The sequence below is a fragment of the Photorhabdus aegyptia genome, from assembly GCF_000612035.1.
Lineage (GTDB): Bacteria > Pseudomonadota > Gammaproteobacteria > Enterobacterales > Enterobacteriaceae > Photorhabdus > Photorhabdus akhurstii.
The window spans coordinates 1-21,576 of record NZ_JFGV01000055.1 but is presented as its reverse complement, the minus strand read 5'-3'; the positions used below and the strand labels follow the sequence as shown (position 1 = coordinate 21,576).

Below are 21,576 nucleotides of genomic sequence, written 5' to 3'. Positions count from 1 at the left end.
GGTTCTTATGTTGAATGATCAAGAATTTATGCGTTACAGCCGACAACTGTTACTCGAAGATATTGGCCCGGAAGGGCAGGAAAAACTGAAATCCAGCCGCGTACTGATTGTCGGACTGGGAGGGTTAGGCGCTCCCGCCTCTCTCTATCTAGCGGGGGCAGGTGTGGGAACAATTTATCTTGCTGATGATGACCAATTGCACATCTCCAATTTACAACGGCAAATACTTTACCGCACCGAAGAGATCCCTGCCGCAAAAGCGGAACTTGCGGCCAATCAACTCAATGCATTGAATCCATTGATAAAAACGATGATCCTTAATCAACGTCAGAACCTGGAATCTCTGACAACCATCATGAAGCAAGTCGATCTGGTTCTCGATTGCAGTGACAACATGACAACCCGCCACGCTATCAATTCCGCTTGTGTGGCAACGCGAAAGCCATTAATTAGCGGCAGTGCTGTCGGTTTTAGCGGCCAACTTATGGTATTTGAACCCCCTTACCTTCATGGCTGCTATAGCTGTCTCTACCCTGAACAGGAAGAGCCGCTACGGAACTGCCGGACCGCGGGTGTATTAGGTCCGGTAGTCGGTATCATCGGCACATTACAGGCATTGGAAGCCATCAAAATGTTAACCGGGCTTCCCTCTCCGTTAAGCGGCAAACTCCGACTGTTTGATGGTAAACAGCAAAGCTGGAGCACACTACAACTTAACCCGTCGCAACAATGCCCGATTTGCAGAGATATTGCATGAAAATTACGGTAAACGACCAGCCGATGGAGCTTATGGCTCCTCTGGCTATACAGCAATTGCTAGAACAACTTGAACAAACACAACCGGGAATGGCACTGGCTATTAATCAAACCATTATTCCGCGTTCAGAGTGGAATACGCATCAGATTAATGATGGAGACAATATCCTTTTGTTTCAGGCTATTGCTGGAGGTTAATATGTTAAAAATTGCTGATACGACTTTTCATTCCCGTCTATTTACCGGTACAGGCAAATTCGCCAATGCAAATTTAATGACTCAGGCTATAGCCGCCTCCGGCAGCCAGCTTGTCACGATGGCAATGAAACGCATTGATTTGCAGAACGGTAATGACGCTATTTTGGCGCCATTGCAAAAACTTGGCGTCAAATTGCTGCCAAATACTTCTGGGGCCAAAACCGCAGAAGAGGCCCTGTTTGCCGCCCGTCTGGCCCGTGAAGCACTGGCAACCAACTGGATCAAGCTGGAGATCCACCCGGATGTGAAATATTTGTTGCCTGACCCGGTTGAAACACTCAAAGGCGCTGAAATGTTGGTCAAAGAAGGGTTTGTCGTGCTGCCATATTGCAGTGCTGATCCCGTTTTGTGTAAACGTCTGGAAGAAGTGGGTTGCGCGGCGGTCATGCCTTTAGGCGCACCAATCGGCTCTAATCAAGGGCTGCTAACCCGAGATTTCCTGCAAATTATTATCGAGCAAGCACAAGTGCCGGTGGTCATTGATGCCGGCATCGGCGCGCCAAGCCATGCATTGGCAGCGATTGAATTGGGTGCGGATGCTGTATTAGTCAACACTGCAATTGCCGTTGCCCGTAATCCAATAAAAATGGCCCAAGCTTTTAAAATAGCGATCGAAGCGGGTGAATTATCTTATCAAGCTGGTTTGGCAAGTCCAAAACAACATGCTGTTGCATCCAGTCCACTGACCGATTTTCTAGGGGCATTTTGATGATTCATCATCTTATGAGCGGTAGTTTTAGTTACCGCTGGCAGCAGTTAGACTGGGATGATATTACCCTTCGCATTAATAGCAAAACCGCGCAGGATGTTGAACGGGCATTAAGCAGCAACAAATTAAATCTGGACGATTTCATGGCCTTGCTCTCTCCATCAGCGAAGCCCTATATCGAACCACTGGCACAACGGGCACAACAACTGACTCGTCAACGTTTCGGTAACACCGTTGGTTTTTATGTACCGCTTTATCTCTCCAATTTGTGTGCCAATGACTGCACCTATTGCGGGTTCTCAATGAGTAACCACATCAAACGCAAAACACTGAATAAAGATGAAATTATTGCCGAATGTCAGGCGATTAAAGCACTGGGCTTCGACAATCTGTTATTAGTCGCCGGAGAGCATCAGGGCAAGGTCGGTATGGATTATTTCCGCCGCTATCTGCCACTTATCCGTGAATATTTCAGCTCAATCATGATGGAAGTCCAGCCTATGACACAGGAAGAGTACTCAGAATTAAAAACGCTGGGGCTAGATGGTGTGATGGTTTATCAGGAAACCTATCATGAGCCAACTTACCTGTTGCATCATCTACGAGGTAAGAAACGGGATTTTCACTGGCGATTAGAAACACCCGATCGCCTTGGTGGTGCCAAAATCGATAAAATCGGTTTAGGAGCGCTAATTGGCCTCTCTAGTCATTGGCGGACGGACTGCTATATGGTGGCGGAGCATTTATTCTTTCTGCAACGTACATATTGGCAGAGCCGTTACTCCATTTCATTCCCTCGTTTACGACCTTGTGCTGGAGGCATTGAGCCTGCATCGCTGATGAGTGAAGCGGAACTGGTACAACTGATTTGTGCTTTTCGTCTATTTGCGCCAGATGTTGAGCTTTCTATTTCTACTCGTGAATCCCCATTCTTCCGCGATCACGTCATACCACTGGCAATCAACAATGTTAGTGCAGGTTCTAAAACCCAACCCGGTGGTTACGCAGAGAGTAGTCACGAAGAATTGGAACAATTTATGCCGCATGATAATCGTTCTGTTTATCAGGTTGCAGAAGTATTAATTAAAGCCGGGTTACAACCAGTATGGAAAGATTGGGATGGCTATTTAGGTCGATAATTTAATTCGATCTCCTCTCAAATAACTCGATTTTAAGTAAAAGCCCTCAACAGGCAATAACCACACGAAATAGGATTTAATATAAAAACTGTCTGGAATCAATACCAGACAGTAATATAATTGATAATAATGTTCGCAATATAAAACCAAGATTAATATGAGAATAAAAAATTGCAGATTATAAAACCCACCAATTACAGAAATAAAACAAAGCGGAAATATTCACAGATTAACCCCCTCCTTTATTTCCCACACCCATTGAACATCATAAAAATATCACACAATAATTCCATGAATTATATTATCCATCATTATTATCACCTGCAAAATAATTTCTATTCAAAAGACCTACTCTAATATAAAATTAAATATTTTATCTCTATCAATCCAATCAACATCAAAAAATTCATTTCAATCATTAATATCCTATTATAATAGGCCATTTTACCCATGTTTGTTTTCCTGACCTATACGTATATTCCTCACGGAAATAAGAGTCTGAAAATCCAGTTTATACCTATATTGAATAAATAGAAAATACTATATTTACTGTATATATCTGGATTCCCCCTTATTTATTCCTTATTAATTTATACAAATGATAATTCTGCATCGATAAAAAATATGATTGAACATTAACCTATTATTGATAAAGTTCTCATCGAGCAATAAAACGCTTACGAAAAATTAAATTAATCATTATCACTTTAGAAAGGAGTAATATATGAGTCTAAAGACAATACTGAATAACGCAGATTATTCTGATAAGAAAAATTCTAACAAAGAACTGGTTAATGGTTCATTTGATGAAGGATATAAAGGCTGGATAATCCCGTCCCCTGAAACGGTAAAAATCTTATCTGAGAATGGAATTAACTTTCTTAGAATCCAAAGCGGCTCTGTTTCCGGTTATATTATTCAAATTATAGAAGGATTGGAACCTAACACTAAATATAAACTGACGGGTAAAGCACGCGTATCAACACCCAAGGACCAAGAAGACTACTTCCCAGCTATTTTTGGTTTACAGAATGATACCTTTAATCATAACACTTTTGTTGTAGACTCCACGGATTTTATCACCGGTTCTGTAACATTAAGTACAGATGCAGAAGGATATTTACGCATTTTCCTGGCAAAAACCGAAATGGGAATTGATACTCCACCAGCAGAAGTCACCGCTGATTTTACTGGTTTCATTTTCGAAAAAGCCTAATAGAGCTAGCTTTAATATCGTTTGACATCTTAATGCCCGAAGCTCACTACTCCGGGCGTTTTAATAATGTAGTTTTAATACTCTATTTCAATACTATGTTTTAATGCTATGTTTTAATACTATGTTTTAATACTACAGCCATGAATATTACCTCATTATTCATTCTATTTTTTTCTCAATGTGACCAATATTTAAACATAACATTTCTGCAACAATGAACTCTACCACGAGCAACAAATTAGCCTACATAAACTCCTATCAGGATAAGCGCTTATAACTCATTTATTCTTGTATTAATTTATACAAATTACAACTCACCACCAATAAAAAATACAATTGAGTATTATCCCATTATTGATAAAGTGCCCCCCGAAAAACAACGCGCTGAAAGAAATTAAATTTACTTCTATCTACTTAAAAAGGACTAATATATGAACGTACAAGAAATCCTGAATAATGAAGATTATTCTGATAACAAGAAAAACTCTCATAAAGAACTGGTTAACGGCTCATTCGAAGAGGGATATAACGGCTGGAGAATCCCAGCTCCTGAATCAGTAGAAATCTTATCTGAAAATGGCGTTCACTTTATCAGAATCCAAAGCGTTACCGGTTCTGGCGTCATTGATCAAATTATCGAAGGATTAGAACCTAACACTAAATACAAACTAACAGGTACAGCTCGCGTATCAGCAGAATGGGCCTCATCAGCTTATTTTGGTTTACAGAGCCATACCGATGGCCCCAACTCTTTTGCTGTAAACAGCACCGATTTTACAACAGGCTCGGTAGAATTAAGTACAGATCAAAAGGGCCTTTTACGCGTTTATTTGTTGAAAGACCAAGTTGGCCCTCGCCCAGACGGAGAAACCGCTGACTTTACCGGTTTTATTTTAGAGAAAGCCTAAGCATTTAACTTCGATATATTTTAACATTTTAAACACCCAGAGTTCACTGCTCTGGGTGTTTTAATATTAGTTTAAAAAAACCAAAAAATTATAAAGTAATATTTTAACTAAAATATAGCTCGATTATTTAAAAACAAATCCCCATCGTAATAATTTCTTCGCCTCATTTATTCTCACACTAATTATCACAAACCTAATCTTCCATTAAAAAACACGATTGAATATTTCCCTATTATTGCTAAAGTACTTACAGAAAAAACTATTAAGAAAAATAAAATTCAATCGTTATTCATTTAAAAGGACTCATATATGGATATGAAGAAAATATTAAATCGCGCAGATTATTCTGATACAAAAAACGCTAATAAAGAACTGGTTAATGGCTCATTTGATGAAGGGTATCATGGCTGGAGAATCCCAAACCCTGAAACTGTAGAAGTTTTATCCGAGAATGGGGTTAATTTTCTTAGCATCCAAAGCTATTCCAGTTCTGGTGTCATTGATCAAATAATAACAGGGTTGGAATCTAACGCTAGATATAGACTGACAGCTACAGCACGCTTATCGATAAAAAAAATACCACAAAGAGCATTGCCAGCATATTTTGGTTTACAAAATCGCACATTCGGCCCTGAATCATTTGTTGTAAATAGCTTCAACTTTACGACCGGTTCAGTTGAATTAAATACAGATGAAGAGGGACTTTTACGTATTTACATGATGAAAGACCAATTTATAGAACTTCCAGAAGAGGCAACTGCTGACTTTACGGGCTTTATTCTAGAAAGAGTTTAAACATCTGACTTGATATATAACACCCGAAGCACATTGCTCCGGGTGTTTTAAAACCTGCACAATTCTCCGAAAACAATTCTGGCTAACTTAAATCGTGCAATGGTTTTTTTATTGGCGGCGTCAATTGAAAATCAGAAAACCGCACCTGTAATCCGTGCCGTTCTGGAGAACAACACATTGCACCAACAAAGATCGGTTGTTTATCTTCAAAAAAAGGAGCCAACCTCAACAATGGCCACCGTAAACCATCAGTGGAATATTGCAGTCTTAAATATCCCTCTTCACGAGTCAAACGTAACCAGAATTTACTAGAATCACCGGGAAATACTCCCATAGACCAATCAGAATGATGACGTGTCAGCACACTACCAATCGTGGCATGACCATCAGAATATTCAATTCCGCCTTTCAGCCAATGTTTCTCATCGATCAATAGCATGACTCCTGCTTGATCGTATAAATGTTCAAAACAGCCTTCAATACAGAGTTGAAAGGTGAAATCATTCTCAACATAACGCCCAAAAACATGGCCATTATGACGTTCAAAGCCATACCATGTTTGCTGCCAAAAGTCGGTCTTATGATCTGTGGTGACATTAAGCCAATCAATGCCACATTGCCAATCGGATGGTTCATTAAGCCAATGATATTGTGACAAACTCATAGGAACTTCCTCTATTATCTTCCGCTCGAATTAATCAATTTATATCCTGCAAATAAGGAAATAGAGAGTAAAGCAATACAAGCAAAAGCGCCGTGTAATGTCACAATATGCGCTAACCCACCAATGATCGCAGGTCCCAGCAAAATCCCTGAATATCCCATAGTAGAAACCGCAGCAACCGCCAGTGAATCAGGCATAATTTTCTGTTGACCAGAGGCAGTAAAAAGCATTGGCGCTATATTGGATAATCCTGCGCCTATCATCAGGAAAGAGAATCCTAACATCGTTGCAGTCGATGCTGAGTAAATCAGGATAAATCCAGAAGTAGCCAATAGAGCACTGCTAATAAAAACCCGTCGGTGTCCATAAAAGGCAATGATTTTATCCCCCATAAAGCGACCCGATGTCATAGCAATAGCAAACAGGGTATAACCGATACCAGCCTGATGACTACTGATATTATGTACGCTGGTCAATAATATACCGCTCCAGTCCAGCATTGCGCCTTCCATGATATAGGCAACAAAACAGAGAAAGCCCAATAAAATCACGATCCCATGAGGCACAGCAAAGAACGGCGTATTACCCGCTTCGGCTTCGTTCAATAACCCACTCCATACCGGCAATAGCAGTAAAATAATCAATAATAACGCCATTACCATCACCTGGAGAGGCGATATCCCCAGAGACAATAATGCACTCACCGATCCTGCACCGGCGATCCCGCCTAAACTAAATAACGCGTGAAAGCCAGACATAATTGGCCGCCGAGCCATTTTCTCAACCATGACAGCGTGGATATTGACCACAACATCCATTGCCCCAATACCTGCACCAAAGACAAATAAAACGCAAGCCAGTGTCAACGGTGTCGGTAATACACTTAACCCTGGCAACATCACTAGCACGACCAAAGCACATAAAGTGAAAATGTTCCGGCAACCGAAACGTGCGGCTAACATGCCCGCTATTGGCATCATGATGAAAGAACCAATACCGAATGCCAACATTAGCAGCCCCATAGCGCCATTATCAAGTTGTAACCGTTCTTTAGCTAAAGGAATAAGGGGAGCCCAACTTGCAAGACCAAAGCCAGCAATAAAAAAAGCGGCGCGCGTCGCCATAATGGGTTGTTTTACCAAAGAGATAATATTTTGATCAGACAACTCATGTTCCTTCTATATAAATAAATGCCCTCCACTATGACTAATAATGGAAGGCATTAAGTTACCCAAAATTAATTTTAGAAAATTGTGGAATATCGGTCAGCGCCCCAATAATACGAGTTGCCTGTTGATACTGTTCCGCAACCGATAAAGCATGGGGCCAGGCATACACATAGGGAATACCTGCCTGCGTTGCTGCTGTAATCCCTAAATCGGTATCTTCAATCACTAATGTCTGATGAACATCCATAGACTTCAATTTCAACATAGCAAGATAGGGATCAGGATGAGGTTTTGTCCTCGCAACATCGTCACCAGAGATTAAAGCCGGGCTTTCATTTAACTCCAGTAATCCAATATTCGCCAAACAGACTTCCCGCGGCGCAGTAGAAACAAAGCCAAAAGGGATACAGTGCTGTTGTAAGGCCGTTATCAACTTGGAAATCCCTGGACGAAGGTAACTTTTAGATAGTTTATCTTTGTAAACAGAGACGATTTGGGCAGTGATCTCTTTCTGTTGCTGAGCTGGCACCCCAATGTAATCTAACGTCTCCTCCAGACTCAGGCCAATAAGTTGCTGTGGTTGTACATGCTGCGTGTAATCAGGAGCCAAATCACAAAGAACATCAAAGTGCAGTTGTTCACTGTCAACAATGACTCCATCGATATCAAAAATCACATTAAATCTATCCATGTGAAACATTCCATTATTTTAGATCGGAAATACGGATCAGCACTTTACAGTTCGGAGTAAACAGTGGTTTTTGGCTTTTGCACGCAATATCACAACCAACCGTGAGAAAAGCCTGCAAGTAATCATTAAAATCAAAAACTTGGCTGACCAGACGACCGGCTGGAATAACGCCATCACGGATCATGGTATAAGCACGTTCAAAACTGTTATTCAGAGAATCGATGGAACCAATTACGGAAAGGCTCTTATCAGCAATTTTCAAGATATCAAGATTGGCATGCTTATCTTTAAGCGCGACATTCAACAATTTTCCGCCAGGCGCCAAATGGTCAAAAATGTATTCGGTTAACTGCCCGGTCGTATCCACACAGAGATCGATAAGCGCTAATTTATCGCCATATTGTTGCGTCAATGCCTCATCAAAATCAGTATACAACTCACATTCCGGCGGCAGATTTTCTTTGGCAAATTGAACACGACTTTCGTTTTTCTCGACCATGAAAGCCTTAACGCCTTTGGCATGTAAAGCCCAAATGTAGAGCATTCCCATTGGACCTGCGCCAGCTACCGCTGCACGAATATTAGTATGAGTAATGCCCAGTTTATCAACCCCGGTCAGTGTGCAACTCAGTGGCTCCGTCAGTGATGCCTCTTCCATACTGACATGATCATCCAGCTTTATCAGTGAACTCTCTTTAGCCAGATATTGTTCAGCAAATGCCCCGTCATAGGAAACCCCCGCTTCGGTTCCCAATTTTTTCTCACAATGATTTGGACTGCCTGTCTGGCACATCCGACAATGCCCACAAGAATAAGTTGGATTGATGACAACACGGTCACCCACATTAAAACGTGTGACACTCTTCCCTATTTGCGCAACAACTCCCGTTGTTTCATGGCCCAGAGTGGTTCCCGGAATAGCAACAGGATAAGAACCGGTGATAATCCCAACATCCGTACCACAAACGCCACACACCGCAATATCAACGACAACATCATCAGGCTCAACACAGCGTAACGGTTCAACATCCTGAATTTGCACATCCCACACCCGATTAAATTTAAGTGCTTTCATTACGCTACCTCCTTGTTGTCAAACATATTTAACGTCATATCAGCAAAAGTCAGATCAAGCTTATGCAGAATTTCGTTTAAATGTTCCTGAGTACAAATTAACGGTGGACGAACTTTAAGTGCACGACCTTTACCATAACGAGAGCCACGAATGATCAAGTTATGGGAGTTCGCTATTGCAATCGCTTGTGCTGCAAATTCTGGTGATGGCGTATCAAAGCCAAACATATAACCGACGCCCCTAACACCCGTAATTTCTGGGTATTTATGCTGTAATGCTAATAAGCCATCACGTAAATAAACTTCATTACGCTGCACATTCTCCAGAACTTGTTCGTCTTCGATGATATCGATAATTTCGTTGAGAGCGGTTAATGAAAGAGGGTTAGCGCCTGATGTACTGGAATGTTCGAATGACTCTAATACATCTAATGAACTCCGCATCAACACGCCACCGGTCGGAATACCTATGCCGCCAGCGCCCTTCGCGAAAACAATAATATCCGGTTCTAATTCTTTAGCGTAACCGGTTGAAGCAAAAAATGTCCCGGTACGGCCAAATCCAGTCTGTACTTCATCTGCGATAATAATAATGTCATGTTTATGGCAGATATCTCTGATCTTACGGAAAAAATCGACAGGGAAAACGTTATTTCCGCCATTTCCTTGAATCGGTTCAATAATAAGACAAGCAATATTGTCATTTGAACCCAATTGAATAAATTGTTCTAAGTCAAAATATTGATTGGGTTCTGTATTTGGTCCAAGTTCTGACATAACACTCGCAGGGGTTGGAACTTTTAAAGAACCATCAATGTTGACATGGAAATCTTTAATTCTAAAAGCATTACCCGAAATTTGCGCTGTGGCTAAAGACTGGCCATGATGAGCCAGAAAGAAAGAGATCACTCCTGAACGCCCTGTTGCTTTTTGCGCGATGCGAATTGCGCATTCAACTGCTCCAGAACCGGAAACATCGCGCAACCATATTCTATCAATGCCCTCAGGGGTATGTTTAACTAATTTAGCCAAAATATATTGTGACATTTCATGGGTATAAGCTGAGCTCAGATGTGTACATCTATCGATCTGCTGTTTTAATTTTTCTGTTATTCTACGATTAGTGTACCCAAGCGGAAGGTTAAATGTCCCCGAAGCTGCATCGATATACTTTTCACCATCAATTTCCAGATAAGGCCCGTTCCCAACAAAGCGAGAAAGCATATCTTCAAACCGTTTACCATTTTCCATCATTTCATTACCCTAATTAATCATTTCCAGCTATAAGAAAGCACAATAATCTTCAACAGGTAAGAGAATATTTACTAAAAATTAATTTAGATCAACAAAGAACATATAAAAACCCAAAAAACATTTAAAAAATTAAAGTATTTTATATAAAATACATTATTATTTTGAATGATTGATTAATGACATGCAGAACTGCTGATCTATCGGGTTATAGCAAGAAATTCTGTTAAAAATCCTGTAAAGCTGTACTAAAAATCTCTCATCTCCAACTTTTGCGCTGATGATAAGAGCATCTATATCTCTCAAGGCTATTTTCTGACAGGTGATAGAATGTCATGAAAGATTCTCGATCATTTCTGATTTGTCAGAAGCTATGTGCTTTTCATACTGAGCAGACATGAAACGTCGAGTGAAGAACACGCTGATGCTACAGCGCGATGTCATTTGTCTGTATTTAAGATCTTACTACTTAAAATACCCATACAAGTTAGTCGGTTTACACCAATGAATAGCTCGTATAAAGTTCAGACTTTAAAAAAAGTAAAGGGTTCAGTCTGTGGGTGATCCTTGAACATGCCTATCGCCAGCTTGAAATGATTTGCCAGTAGGATTTTTGGTGTATCCAAGATCTTTGGTCGCACTAAAGAATCAATTCCACTGAGCCTATCCACCAATAAAACCACCACCATTATTGAAATTTCAAAAGAACACACATGCAAAATTATATTCTTCTACTACTTAGCCTGGCACTTTTTGGACCTTTAGGTGTCGATGTATTCTTGCCTACCGTCCCGGCCATCGCCGAGGATTTTAAAGTTAACAATGAAGTTATTCAGTCAACGATTTCTTTGTTTTTATTAATTATGGGGCTAGGTCAGTTAATCGCTGGACCACTGGTAGATAAATTTGGCCGTCGGCCAGTAGCCCTAACGGGTATCACCTTATATATCATCGGTTCTGTGATCGCAGCGCTTTCTACTTTTCCCGAAATTTTTATTGCCGCGCGAATTATTCAAGGATGCGCAGTCTGCTGTACCAGTGTCGTCTGCGTTAGCGGTGTGCGTGATCGCCTAAACGGTGATGAGGCAGCCAAAGCCTATGGATTTATTAACGGTACGCTAAATATTGTTCCGGCTCTCGCGCCATTACTTGGCGGTATTTTGGCCGAAATTTTCAACTGGCGGGCGCCATTTTGGTTTTTGACTTGCTACTCAGTTATTACACTACTGATCATTGCCGCCTGGTTACCAGAAACGCGCCCCGCTAACACTAAAACTGTTCACGGGCTACCACTGAAACAATACTTCCAAATTCTTAGCAATGCCCAGTTTATGCATTTTGCCCTAGTTAACGCCGGCATTATGGGCATAGTCATTACCTATGTCTCATTTGCCCCTACCGTGCTGATGACCGAGGGCCATATATCACCGCTAGCCTTTTCATTGATTTTTGGCGGCAACGGACTCTGGGCGATGATCGCCTTCCTAACCGTAAACAAAATCATCCATCGAATTGGTCGCCCTGGCTGCCTGCTATTAGGGGCAATTCTGATGGCGCTGGCTAGCCTGTCTCTATTTTCTGGCATGCATCTGCCAACTGTCGCCAGCCAGCACTGGCTAAGCTACATGTTGCCGGTTGCTTTCGCTTGTACAGGTATGGCATTTGCTATGGGGCCTGCGACCAGTTATGCGCTAGAACCTTATTCTGATGAAGCAGGTGTCGCTTCTGCACTGATAGGATTCGTCCAGATGGCTGTCGGCTCCTCTCTCTCACTCATCGCGATGGTGTTGCCATTTTCGCTCAAACAGTCACTAGTGTTAATCATGCTACTCGGTACCGCGCTAACCCTGTCAGCACACCTACGCAGTCGTAACCTGAAAGGACGGGTAGTTTCGCTAGAATCCTAAAACATCTGTCACACACCTAACCCCATCATCTGCATCAGTTGCTGTGCTTGCTGAATCGCCTCTTGGCGATTCGCAATTCCTAGCTTCTGATACAGATTCCGTATATGCGTCTTGATAGTTGTCGTCGCGACATCCAACTCTGCGGCAATCTGATCATTACTGTAGCCTGAGTAAATCAACCCCAACACCTGCCACTCACGCTGTGTCAGCGGGCTATTGCGAATAAGCTCAGGAACATCGGGATGTGTTAGCAACTGTGTGACAAAACTTTCATCAAAATGGGCGAATTTATGACGATGTTGACGGTTGATATCCCGCAAAATACGCTGCGCCCGATGCAACTCCAGCTCAGACAAAGTATTGAGCTGAATAAGCTGACGTAGCTGTTGAGCCATCAACTCGCCTTCAATGACAAAATGGCTAATAAATCCTGTACGGTTAGCCAGAGACAATGCCTCAATGAGTACACTCTGTGCTTCACTTTTGCGTCCGATATGCCAGTAAAGCAAGTTACACAACAGTAAATTACGATTCAGATCGCTGATTAATTGCAATTCTCTCGCATGTTGATTCAGCGTATCCAAAATGGACTCAGCTTCATCATACAAACCAAGCAGAATCTGAGCACGAGCAATATTGCGCCACTGCCCCTGATTAAAATGATTGCTGACGCTTTCTGGACGCTCAGTCTGTGCCAACCACCGAATCGCGGCGCTTTTGTCGTCCATATTCTGCCAAATGATGACTCGCAGTTTGTCAGTATTCGTACGCCAATCTCTATGATATTGCCCATTATTTAGCAGGTTTTCACAACGCGCTAGGTAACGTCGGGCGTTATCAATATCTCCTCTGGTCAAAGAGCATTTAGCTAACTGGGTTAGACACTGCAACTGCTGTTGAGGTTGGAAGTTAGACAACACCTCCAGCCCACGACGCGCAGCATCTTCGGCTTCATCAAGACGAGACCAGCACCACAAAAGCTGTGAACGGATACGCAACAAAAACTCATGCATCGGCAACTGCTCCAAATGCTGTTCACGGATCAATTCAAATGCCTTGCTCTGCGTTTCATAAGCCGTCTGCAAATATCCCTGAGCTAATAAAATCTCACTTTGCTGCAACAGCGCCCACAACGCATAGTGATGAACCTGGAAACAACGCGCAAGCTGCTCGGTCTGTTGCATCCGCGCTAATGCATCAGCCAACTCACCTTTACAATGTAATACTTCACCTTCGACGGAAGTCGCAACAATACGGCTGTATTCATTCTGAGGAAGCAGGGCCGCCAAAGCTTGTTTCGCCAACTTATCAGCCAGTTCCGGCTTACCACTGTTCATCGCCACCTGAGCCCGTAGCGCATCGAATTCAGCCAGCAAATCCGGCTCAATAGCAATTTGTTTCTGTTGCAGCGCCTGTTCCGCCTGATTTAACAGGGTATTGACCTCTGAATAACGATGTTGGCTTTGAGCCAGCCAAGCCTGGAGCAGCACCAGACGCGGACTCTCCAATAGCTGCTCATAAGGCAGCGCATTCATACACTCTTCCAACAGAGATAACTCACTGTGGTTAAACAGCGACCAAGCATGCTGCAACAAAATATCGCGTAGCATGGCCGTATCACCCGCCGCCAAGGCATGATGAATCGCCTCGCCCGGATACCCCTGCGCCAACCAACCTTCTGCGGCCGCGCGATGCAACTCCGGCAATTGCAACGCCATTTCCCACTGACAGCGTTGACGTAGAAATGAAGCAAAAAGCGGATGAAAGCGAAACCATTCGCCAGAGTCATCCATACGCTGGATAAACAGCCCCTGACGTTCAGTTTCTTCAAGACGCTGCTGACCATTCTCTTCGCCGGTCAGACGAACAATCAAACCATCATTCATGGAACGCAAGATAGAACTGCGCAACAAAAACTCACGCGTTGAACTATCCACCTGATTAAGTACTTCATCCACCAAATAATCGGAAAGATGGCTGGCGTTAATGCCCGACAAACGCTTAGCCGACAGTTCAGCGGCATCACACGACTGCCGCGCTGAAAGCGCAATAAGCTGGAGCGCCGTTGCCCAACCCGCAACTTCATTGCACAGGCGCTTACAATCGTCAGCATCAAGGGATGTGGTTAAACGCTTATCAAAAAATTGCTGCGTTTCTTGATAATCAAAAGCCAGTTGCTGGCTGTCAATTTCCAGCAATTGCTCACGCACGCGCAGATTAGCAACCCCAAGAGAAGGCAAATTACGCGATAAGATGGTTAACGTCAGATTCTCAGGTTGATGACGCAGGAAAAACCGCATCGCCTCATGAATCATGTTATTTACAATCAGATGGTAATCATCAATCACCAGGGAAATAGGCCGCCGCCACTCACTAAGTTCAATAAATAATTGCGCGAAAAGCGCGGGTAAATTGGCATACTGATGTTTTTGGGCCAACACTTCACTTTTAACACAATGTCCCTGCGTAGCCTGCTGAAACGCTGCGATAAGATAGCTGGCAAAACGTTCCGGCTGATTATCGCTCTCATCCAAAGAATACCATCCCAGATTATCCTGCCCGGCAGCCCACTGAGAGACCAATGTAGTTTTGCCGTAACCAGCGGGGCTAGTTATTAGCACAAGACGATAATTAGACGACTCATTCAGTCTGATTAACAGACGCTTACGCAAGACTGTATTATTCAGACGGACAGGACGACTCAGTTTTGATGGGATAAGCATTAATTTCCGTGCCCAAAGAAGCGATAAATAAGTAAAACCTGCGCCGGAACCATATGTAATGTTAATTAGATGATTTATTTCATGGTCCGTAATGACGCCATTAATCGGCCCAACCAAATTTAGTGAAATAGAGGGCTTTTGCAAATATGTTTGCGAACCCCATAGTATTAAGTTGCGCACCCTATCACATTATTGAACAGCAAATTCCATTTTCTACACACAAGTTATGGAAGCGATTAGCAAATTACCTTAATCGATCCGCTGGAAAAAAATGAACTCAATAAATATAAAAATGATACGAAAGATAGTTACTGACTACGCCCTTCTACTCCTCCCTGACTAATACCTCTCCAGGATGATGCTTTAGATTCTGAGAGCATTCAGCATAGTGGTTAAATTTCCCTTTTCAGCTACAGGATGAAGACTCCATGCAACAGCCCAGATTAGATAAAGCCCAGTTTCAGGCTGCGCTGACACGTCAATGGCAGCGCTTTGGCCTCGGTTCAGCACAGGAAATGACCCAGCATCAGTGGTGGCAAGCCGTTAGCGCGGCCCTGTCAGAGCTGTTGCCCGCATGCCCTGTCATCGATCATTCCGACCAACAACGCCATGTGAACTACATCTCGATGGAGTTTCTGATTGGCCGTTTAACCGCAAACAATCTGCTTAACCTTGGTTGGTATGAAGACGTTCAGGCTTACCTGGCAGAAGAAAATATTATTCTCAGCGATCTTCTGGAACAAGAAACCGACCCCGCTTTAGGTAACGGCGGATTGGGACGGCTCGCCGCCTGTTTTCTTGACTCTATGGCAACCGTCGGTCAGCCGGCAATTGGCTATGGTCTGAATTATCAATACGGCCTGTTCCGCCAATCCTTTGAACAAGGGCAACAAATTGAAGCACCAGACAATTGGGAACGAGAATCCTATCCCTGGTTCCGTCACAACGCTCAGTTAGATGTTGAAGTGAATTTCGGTGGCAAAATCGTCATAACCGATGATGGACGCGAAATCTGGGCGCCTGACTTTACCTTGATTGGAGAAGCCTGGGATCTACCCGTCATTGGTTACCGTAATGGCATTACCCAACCATTACGCCTGTGGCAAGCAACCCATGCCGAGCCATTTGATCTCGACAAATTCAACGCCGGGCAATTTCTGGCCGCGGAACAGCAAGGTGTTGAAGCCGCTAAGCTAACGAAAGTTCTCTATCCGAATGATAATCATCAAGAAGGCAAACGCCTGCGCCTGATGCAACAATATTTCCAGTGTGCCTGCTCCGTCGCAGATATCCTGCGTCGCCATCAGCTGGCGGGCCGCAAAATGGAAGATCTGCCTAAGCATGAAGTAATCCAGCTTAACGATACCCATCCAACGATCGCCATCCCTGAAATGATGCGCATTCTACTGGATAAACACCAGATGAGTTGGGAAACGGCATGGGAGATAACCAGCCATACTTTCGCCTATACCAACCATACCCTGATGCCAGAAGGTTTGGAATGCTGGGACGAGGATCTAGTCAGCCACCTGCTGCCACGCCATTGCAGCATCATTAAAGAAATTAACTACCGGTTTAAAAAGTTGGTGGACAAAAACTGGCCCGGCGAGCAAGCCGTATGGGAAAAATTAGCCGTACATTATAACCATCAGATACGCATGGCGAATCTTTGTGTCGTCGCGGGCTTTGCCGTAAACGGGGTAGCCGCGCTGCACTCACAGCTCATCGTTAAGGATCTGTTTCCTGAATACCATCAACTATGGCCGAATAAGTTTCTCAACGTGACAAATGGCGTTACCCCGCGTCGCTGGATCAAGCAGTGTAACCCGGCACTGTCAGGATTACTTGACCGTACGCTTAATCGCGAATGGGTTAACGATCTTGATGCTCTTAAAACACTTGAACCCTATGCAGATGACGCCGCTTTCCGCGAAGAGTACCGAGCTATCAAACAAGACAACAAGATTCTGCTATCCAATTATGTCAATAAAGTAATGGGGCTTAAGCTAGATCCAAGCGCCATTTTTGATGTGCAAATTAAACGCTTGCATGAATATAAACGTCAGCATCTAAACCTATTGCATATCCTATCGCTCTATAAACAAATTCAGGAAAATCCGGCGCTGGATATCGTGCCACGTGTGTTCCTGTTTGGCGCGAAAGCCGCGCCTGGCTACTATTTGGCAAAAAACATTATCTCTGCCATCAACCAGACCGCGGAAAAAATTAACAACGATCCGATCGTCCGTGATCGCATTAAGATCGCTTTTATCCCCGATTACAAAGTTTCTGTCGCAGAACTCATGATCCCGGCTGCCGATGTTTCAGAACAAATCTCCACTGCCGGTAAAGAAGCTTCCGGTACCGGCAACATGAAACTGGCGCTAAATGGCGCCCTGACCATCGGAACACTAGATGGAGCGAATGTCGAAATTGCCGAACAGGTCGGGGATGACCATATCTTCATTTTCGGGCATACAGTAGAAGAAGTGAAAGCCTTAAAAGCTGCCGGTTACGACCCGCTGAAACTACTCAAGGAAGATCAGCATCTGGACAACATCCTCAAGGCGCTGGCTAGCGGCGAGTTCAGCTATAGCGACAAACGAGCCTTCGATATGCTGCTACATAGTCTGATTGAAGGTGGCGATCCTTATCTGGTATTAGCTGATTTTGCCTCCTATTGTGACGCGCATAAACGAATCGATACCTTGTACCGCGATACTCAAAGCTGGACACGCAGCGCCATTCTAAATACCGCCCGAATGGGCATGTTTAGCTCTGACCGGACAATCCGTGATTATCAACAACGCATCTGGCAAGCAAAGAGATAAGGAAAAATCATGGAGGATAAAAGCCTCGATCATTTAGCGACCGAGGCTGGCATTGTCGCCAGCTACATTAATGCCTACGGTAAACCGCAAGCGATTCCAACGGAAACCCGACACTACTTGTTGGATGCGATAAGTGAAAACAAACCGGCCAGCGAGCCGGTTTCCCCCTTGCCGACAGTAAAAGTTTTTACTCAAGGCGAGCACTTCACCATCACCCTGAAAGATGAAGAGCACTACCAATGGCAGATACAGACAGAACAAGGAGAGGAATTTCAGGGGCATTGCCGCCACATATTGACGCTACCTGATACGCTTGCTCTGGGCTACCATCACCTCACTTTGACACAAGAAACCCAATACTGGTCTATGCGGATTATCGTGGCGCCCAAACGCTGCTACGAACCAGATGCCCTGCAAAGAAGAGAAAAACTTTGGGGCGCCTGTGTGCAACTCTACACCCTGCGTTCAGAAAACAACTGGGGAATCGGCGATTTTGGCGACCTGAAACACATGCTGAAAGAGATAGCAGCACGCGGAGGCGCTTTCATCGGGTTGAACCCATTGCATGCATTGCACCCAGCCATGCCAGAAAGCGCCAGCCCCTATAGCCCCTCTTCACGCAACTGGCTTAATGTGATTTACATTGATGTTAGTCAGGTTGAGGATTTCAAACACAGTGAAGAAGCACAGAGATGGTGGCAAACAGCGACGACTCAACGCATGTTACAGGATGCCCGCAACGCGGAATGGGTGGATTACGCCACAGTTATGGCGTTGAAAATGGCCGCACTGCGTCTGGCACATCAACAATTCTGCACCCGTCCAGAACATGACTCGCCAAAAACCGCTTTCCGCCAATTTGTCATTCAGGGTGACGAGTGTCTCTACTATCAAGCCGCCTATGACGCGCTACATTGTCGACTATATGCCGAAGATAGTTCCTGTTGGGGCTGGCCAGTATGGCCGGAAAAGTACCGCGATCCACACGGTCAAGCCGTACAAACATTTTGTCAATCTCACCCGCAGGAAGTGGAATTTTTCCTCTGGCTACAATGGCTGGCCGATACTCAGCTTGCAGACTGCTTTATCCAAAGCCAAACAAGTGGCATGCCGATTGGAATTTACCGTGATTTGGCCGTCGGCGTAGCCGAAGGCGGATCGGAAACTTGGTGCAACCGAGCTGTCTACTGCACCAAAGCATCAGTGGGAGCGCCACCGGATGCTCTTGGGCCACTGGGCCAAAACTGGGGCCTTCCCCCTATGAATCCTCATGTTTTGCAAGCCCAGGCTTACCAACCGTTCATTAATCTGCTACGCACAAATATGACCCACTGCGGCGCCTTACGCATTGATCACGTCATGTCGATGCTCAGGCTCTGGTGGATTCCCTACGGTGAAACCGCCGACAAAGGAGCATATGTACACTACCCAGTGGATGATCTGATGGCAATTCTGGCATTAGAAAGTCAACGTCATCGCTGTCTGGTCATTGGTGAAGATTTGGGGATTGTCCCGGAAGAGATTGTAGGCAAACTGCGCGATAGCGGTGTCTATTCTTATAAAGTGCTCTACTTTGAGCGTCACGGCAACGGGGAATACCGTGCACCAGAGGATTACCCGATACAAGCGATGGCGACCATCACCACTCATGATTTACCTACTTTACGTGGATTCTGGCAAAGCGCCGATTTGACACTTGGGGAATCACTCAAGTTATATCCTGATAAAAACCTGCTTCAAGGGTTACATACTGACCGTCAAGCGAGCAAACAAGGGTTATTAGAGGGCTTACATCGCTACGGCTGTATCCCGGAACATATTGGTGACACGGCAAAAGAGGTAGACATGTCACCGATAATAAACCAAGGGTTACATCGTTACATTGCCCACAGTGCCTGCGCACTATTGGGACTGCAACCCGAAGATTGGCTGGATATGGATAAACCGGTCAATATTCCAGGTACAGTAATGGAATACCCTAACTGGCGACGTAAACTGAATACCACTCTGGAAACCCTGTTTGGTGATGATCATGTCAATCAATTGCTGAAAGATGTAGATAGATGTCGTAAAAAAGCAGGAACAGGCAGAAGTTAAATGTGGTAACGCCTGTTTCTCCTGTACAGGCGTTATTCTTTCCAGTTTAAAGGATGGTTTTAATCTATAAACCATCCTTCATATTGCTGACTGTTAACACCTTGATTACCAAAGTTAAGTTTTCATCAATGATAAAACAGGCATTCAGAAAAGCTTTTTTATCTGTCAGTGTGGTTTTAAAAGCTGGATAAAGAGGCCAAGCGTACCCCGGAAAAAAACAGGTAAAAACTTTAATCATCAAAAATAAAAAGCAGTGATTAAAGCTTTTTTAAAATGGGTAAAAAATCCGATACCATACTGATATTAGAAGAGAAAACATTAGAAAAAACAGGTTTTAGATTGATTAAATAAGGTGAAAAAAATAACAGCGTTAACCCAACAACAAGAATATATCCTATCAAAGCATTAAAATTTTATTAAATAAAAGATTTTTCCTGATTGCAACAAGTTTACGAAAAATAAGAGACTATAATTGTAGAAAACCGAGAAGTATTTAGATTAACCACGAAAAAGCAAGAGTATTTAGCAACATTAAAAAGGATTAAAAAAAATAGGTAGCCCATAAATGTCAGCTTTTTAAAAGGCATAGAGTGATTAAAAACAACCTATTCCCTGCTATGTTTAGTACATTTATCGTCAATACTATCCTTCACTTATTTTATATTTACCTAACCAACCATGACTATTTAAAAACACAAACAGGGAGAGGTTAAATACTTCATTCAACAGACTGATTTAACACAATGAATCAAATTTTTCAGTAGCGTGATTAATGACATTTAATCGAAATTCACTAATCATTAACCGAGAGTTGAAAAGCAATAATCACGTAAAATAACATAATGGAATAGATTAACGCTCAAGTATTTTCTCACCATCATTTTACGAACAAATCAATAAAAAATGTGATAAAAAAGAGATAAAACGATTAATTTAGCCGGATTTAAATGCTAGAAAAGAGTTATCCTAAAAAGCATTAATGGTGTTTTTATACTATCAAACTATTGATTAGTGATTTATAAAGGCAAGATAAAAGGTGATTGATTTATAAAAACTCGCAAAATTGCCAGTAAAACAATGTTGGTAAAAAAATATTGGTAAAACCATGCCGGTAAAACAGTGTCAGTCAAAATAAATCGGATATGATTAATGTTAGTTTAAACGTAAAACCACGATATATCATAATGTTTAAATCTCGCAAAAAGCTAATATCCAAAAGATAAAAAAACGATTAAAACCAGATACCGATTAAAATCATACGTTAAAAAAATAACTTTTAATCCCAGTTTAAAGCCTGCTCTGGTTTTATGGGTATTTCAATTAAAGGCTTTATACTCTATGGATTTCAAGTTGCATCGCGGCGGCCAGGGAGCGAATCCCCGGGAGCA

Annotated in this window: 16 protein-coding genes; 10 read left to right on the top strand and 6 right to left on the bottom strand. The window is 43.1% G+C overall.

From position 1 onward, the window contains the following. Positions 1-7 precede the first annotated feature (7 nt). The 7 genes from BA1DRAFT_RS16025 to BA1DRAFT_RS15995 all read left to right on the top strand — a co-directional run bounded on the left by BA1DRAFT_RS16025 (position 8) and on the right by BA1DRAFT_RS15995 (position 5,781). Positions 8-757, top strand: a complete 750-nt coding sequence (locus BA1DRAFT_RS16025) for a HesA/MoeB/ThiF family protein (protein WP_036781091.1) — start codon at positions 8-10, stop codon at positions 755-757. Then, positions 754-954, top strand: coding sequence for a sulfur carrier protein ThiS (thiS, locus tag BA1DRAFT_RS16020; RefSeq protein ID WP_036781089.1), 201 nt, complete (start codon positions 754-756; stop codon positions 952-954). Before BA1DRAFT_RS16025 ends, thiS begins: the two co-directional genes overlap by 4 nt. Position 955: 1 nt before the next feature. Further along, a complete protein-coding gene (locus BA1DRAFT_RS16015; RefSeq protein ID WP_036781087.1) occupies positions 956-1,723 on the top strand; it encodes a thiazole synthase in 768 nt (255 codons plus the stop codon). Between the two features lie 14 nt (positions 1,724-1,737). Next, positions 1,738-2,862, top strand: a complete 1,125-nt coding sequence (gene thiH / locus BA1DRAFT_RS16010; protein ID WP_036781127.1) for a 2-iminoacetate synthase ThiH — start codon at positions 1,738-1,740, stop codon at positions 2,860-2,862. A gap of 724 nt (positions 2,863-3,586) precedes the next feature. Next, positions 3,587-4,078 carry a carbohydrate binding domain-containing protein gene (locus tag BA1DRAFT_RS16005; RefSeq protein ID WP_036781085.1) on the top strand — a complete coding sequence of 164 codons (492 nt, stop codon included), beginning with the start codon at positions 3,587-3,589 and terminating at the stop codon, positions 4,076-4,078. 431 nt (positions 4,079-4,509) lie between these two features. Then, positions 4,510-4,986 (top strand): carbohydrate binding domain-containing protein, encoded by a 477-nt coding sequence (locus BA1DRAFT_RS16000; RefSeq protein WP_036781084.1) that lies wholly within the window; start codon positions 4,510-4,512, stop codon positions 4,984-4,986. A 309-nt stretch (positions 4,987-5,295) separates the two neighbouring features. After that, entirely contained in the window at positions 5,296-5,781 is a 486-nt protein-coding gene (locus tag BA1DRAFT_RS15995; protein WP_036781082.1) for a carbohydrate binding domain-containing protein, read from the top strand. An 82-nt stretch (positions 5,782-5,863) separates the two neighbouring features. Here the strand turns inward: BA1DRAFT_RS15995 and BA1DRAFT_RS15990 are convergent, their stop codons facing one another. From BA1DRAFT_RS15990 to BA1DRAFT_RS15970, 5 genes are all read right to left on the bottom strand, one after another. Next, positions 5,864-6,445: a DUF1349 domain-containing protein gene (locus BA1DRAFT_RS15990; protein ID WP_036781080.1), complete on the bottom strand. Its 582-nt coding sequence runs from the start codon at positions 6,443-6,445 to the stop codon at positions 5,864-5,866. 14 nt (positions 6,446-6,459) lie between these two features. Continuing rightward, entirely contained in the window at positions 6,460-7,611 is a 1,152-nt protein-coding gene (locus BA1DRAFT_RS15985) for an MFS transporter (protein ID WP_036781078.1), read from the bottom strand. A 61-nt stretch (positions 7,612-7,672) separates the two neighbouring features. Continuing rightward, positions 7,673-8,305: an HAD family hydrolase gene (locus tag BA1DRAFT_RS15980; RefSeq protein ID WP_036781076.1), complete on the bottom strand. Its 633-nt coding sequence runs from the start codon at positions 8,303-8,305 to the stop codon at positions 7,673-7,675. A gap of 13 nt (positions 8,306-8,318) precedes the next feature. Then, positions 8,319-9,380 (bottom strand): zinc-dependent alcohol dehydrogenase, encoded by a 1,062-nt coding sequence (locus tag BA1DRAFT_RS15975; RefSeq protein WP_036781071.1) that lies wholly within the window; start codon positions 9,378-9,380, stop codon positions 8,319-8,321. After that, positions 9,380-10,630 (bottom strand): class-III pyridoxal-phosphate-dependent aminotransferase, encoded by a 1,251-nt coding sequence (locus tag BA1DRAFT_RS15970; RefSeq protein WP_036781124.1) that lies wholly within the window; start codon positions 10,628-10,630, stop codon positions 9,380-9,382. Before BA1DRAFT_RS15970 ends, BA1DRAFT_RS15975 begins: the two co-directional genes overlap by 1 nt. A 713-nt stretch (positions 10,631-11,343) precedes the next feature. Between BA1DRAFT_RS15970 and BA1DRAFT_RS15965 the strand changes: the two genes are divergently transcribed. Further along, complete coding sequence (locus BA1DRAFT_RS15965) at positions 11,344-12,537, top strand: multidrug effflux MFS transporter (RefSeq protein ID WP_036781068.1); 1,194 nt, start codon at positions 11,344-11,346, stop codon at positions 12,535-12,537. An 8-nt stretch (positions 12,538-12,545) separates the two neighbouring features. Here BA1DRAFT_RS15965 and malT read toward each other — a convergent pair whose 3' ends face one another. Continuing rightward, positions 12,546-15,260 (bottom strand): HTH-type transcriptional regulator MalT, encoded by a 2,715-nt coding sequence (malT, locus tag BA1DRAFT_RS15960; protein WP_036781066.1) that lies wholly within the window; start codon positions 15,258-15,260, stop codon positions 12,546-12,548. A gap of 428 nt (positions 15,261-15,688) precedes the next feature. Between malT and malP the strand changes: the two genes are divergently transcribed. Together malP and malQ are read left to right on the top strand one after the other, a co-directional pair. After that, positions 15,689-18,091: a maltodextrin phosphorylase gene (gene malP, locus BA1DRAFT_RS15955; RefSeq protein WP_036781064.1), complete on the top strand. Its 2,403-nt coding sequence runs from the start codon at positions 15,689-15,691 to the stop codon at positions 18,089-18,091. Between the two features lie 9 nt (positions 18,092-18,100). Then, a complete protein-coding gene (gene malQ, locus BA1DRAFT_RS15950; RefSeq protein ID WP_036781061.1) occupies positions 18,101-20,188 on the top strand; it encodes a 4-alpha-glucanotransferase in 2,088 nt (695 codons plus the stop codon). Positions 20,189-21,576 lie beyond the last annotated feature (1,388 nt).

Bases quoted from the DNA above. Each gene is read 5' to 3' on its own strand.
- thiH (WP_036781127.1), top strand. From the start codon at position 1,738: ATGAGCGGTAGTTTTAGTTACCGCTGGCAGCAGTTAGACTGGGATGAT.
- BA1DRAFT_RS16000 (WP_036781084.1), top strand. From the start codon at position 4,510: ATGAACGTACAAGAAATCCTGAATAATGAAGATTATTCTGATAACAAG.
- BA1DRAFT_RS15970 (WP_036781124.1), bottom strand. From the start codon at position 10,630: ATGGAAAATGGTAAACGGTTTGAAGATATGCTTTCTCGCTTTGTTGGG.
- BA1DRAFT_RS15990 (WP_036781080.1), bottom strand. From the start codon at position 6,445: ATGAGTTTGTCACAATATCATTGGCTTAATGAACCATCCGATTGGCAA.
- malT (WP_036781066.1), bottom strand. From the start codon at position 15,260: ATGCTTATCCCATCAAAACTGAGTCGTCCTGTCCGTCTGAATAATACA.
- BA1DRAFT_RS16015 (WP_036781087.1), top strand. From the start codon at position 956: ATGTTAAAAATTGCTGATACGACTTTTCATTCCCGTCTATTTACCGGT.
- BA1DRAFT_RS16005 (WP_036781085.1), top strand. From the start codon at position 3,587: ATGAGTCTAAAGACAATACTGAATAACGCAGATTATTCTGATAAGAAA.
- BA1DRAFT_RS15975 (WP_036781071.1), bottom strand. From the start codon at position 9,380: ATGAAAGCACTTAAATTTAATCGGGTGTGGGATGTGCAAATTCAGGAT.
- BA1DRAFT_RS15995 (WP_036781082.1), top strand. From the start codon at position 5,296: ATGGATATGAAGAAAATATTAAATCGCGCAGATTATTCTGATACAAAA.
- BA1DRAFT_RS15980 (WP_036781076.1), bottom strand. From the start codon at position 8,305: ATGGATAGATTTAATGTGATTTTTGATATCGATGGAGTCATTGTTGAC.
- thiS (WP_036781089.1), top strand. From the start codon at position 754: ATGAAAATTACGGTAAACGACCAGCCGATGGAGCTTATGGCTCCTCTG.
- malQ (WP_036781061.1), top strand. From the start codon at position 18,101: ATGGAGGATAAAAGCCTCGATCATTTAGCGACCGAGGCTGGCATTGTC.
- BA1DRAFT_RS15965 (WP_036781068.1), top strand. From the start codon at position 11,344: ATGCAAAATTATATTCTTCTACTACTTAGCCTGGCACTTTTTGGACCT.
- malP (WP_036781064.1), top strand. From the start codon at position 15,689: ATGCAACAGCCCAGATTAGATAAAGCCCAGTTTCAGGCTGCGCTGACA.
- BA1DRAFT_RS16025 (WP_036781091.1), top strand. From the start codon at position 8: ATGTTGAATGATCAAGAATTTATGCGTTACAGCCGACAACTGTTACTC.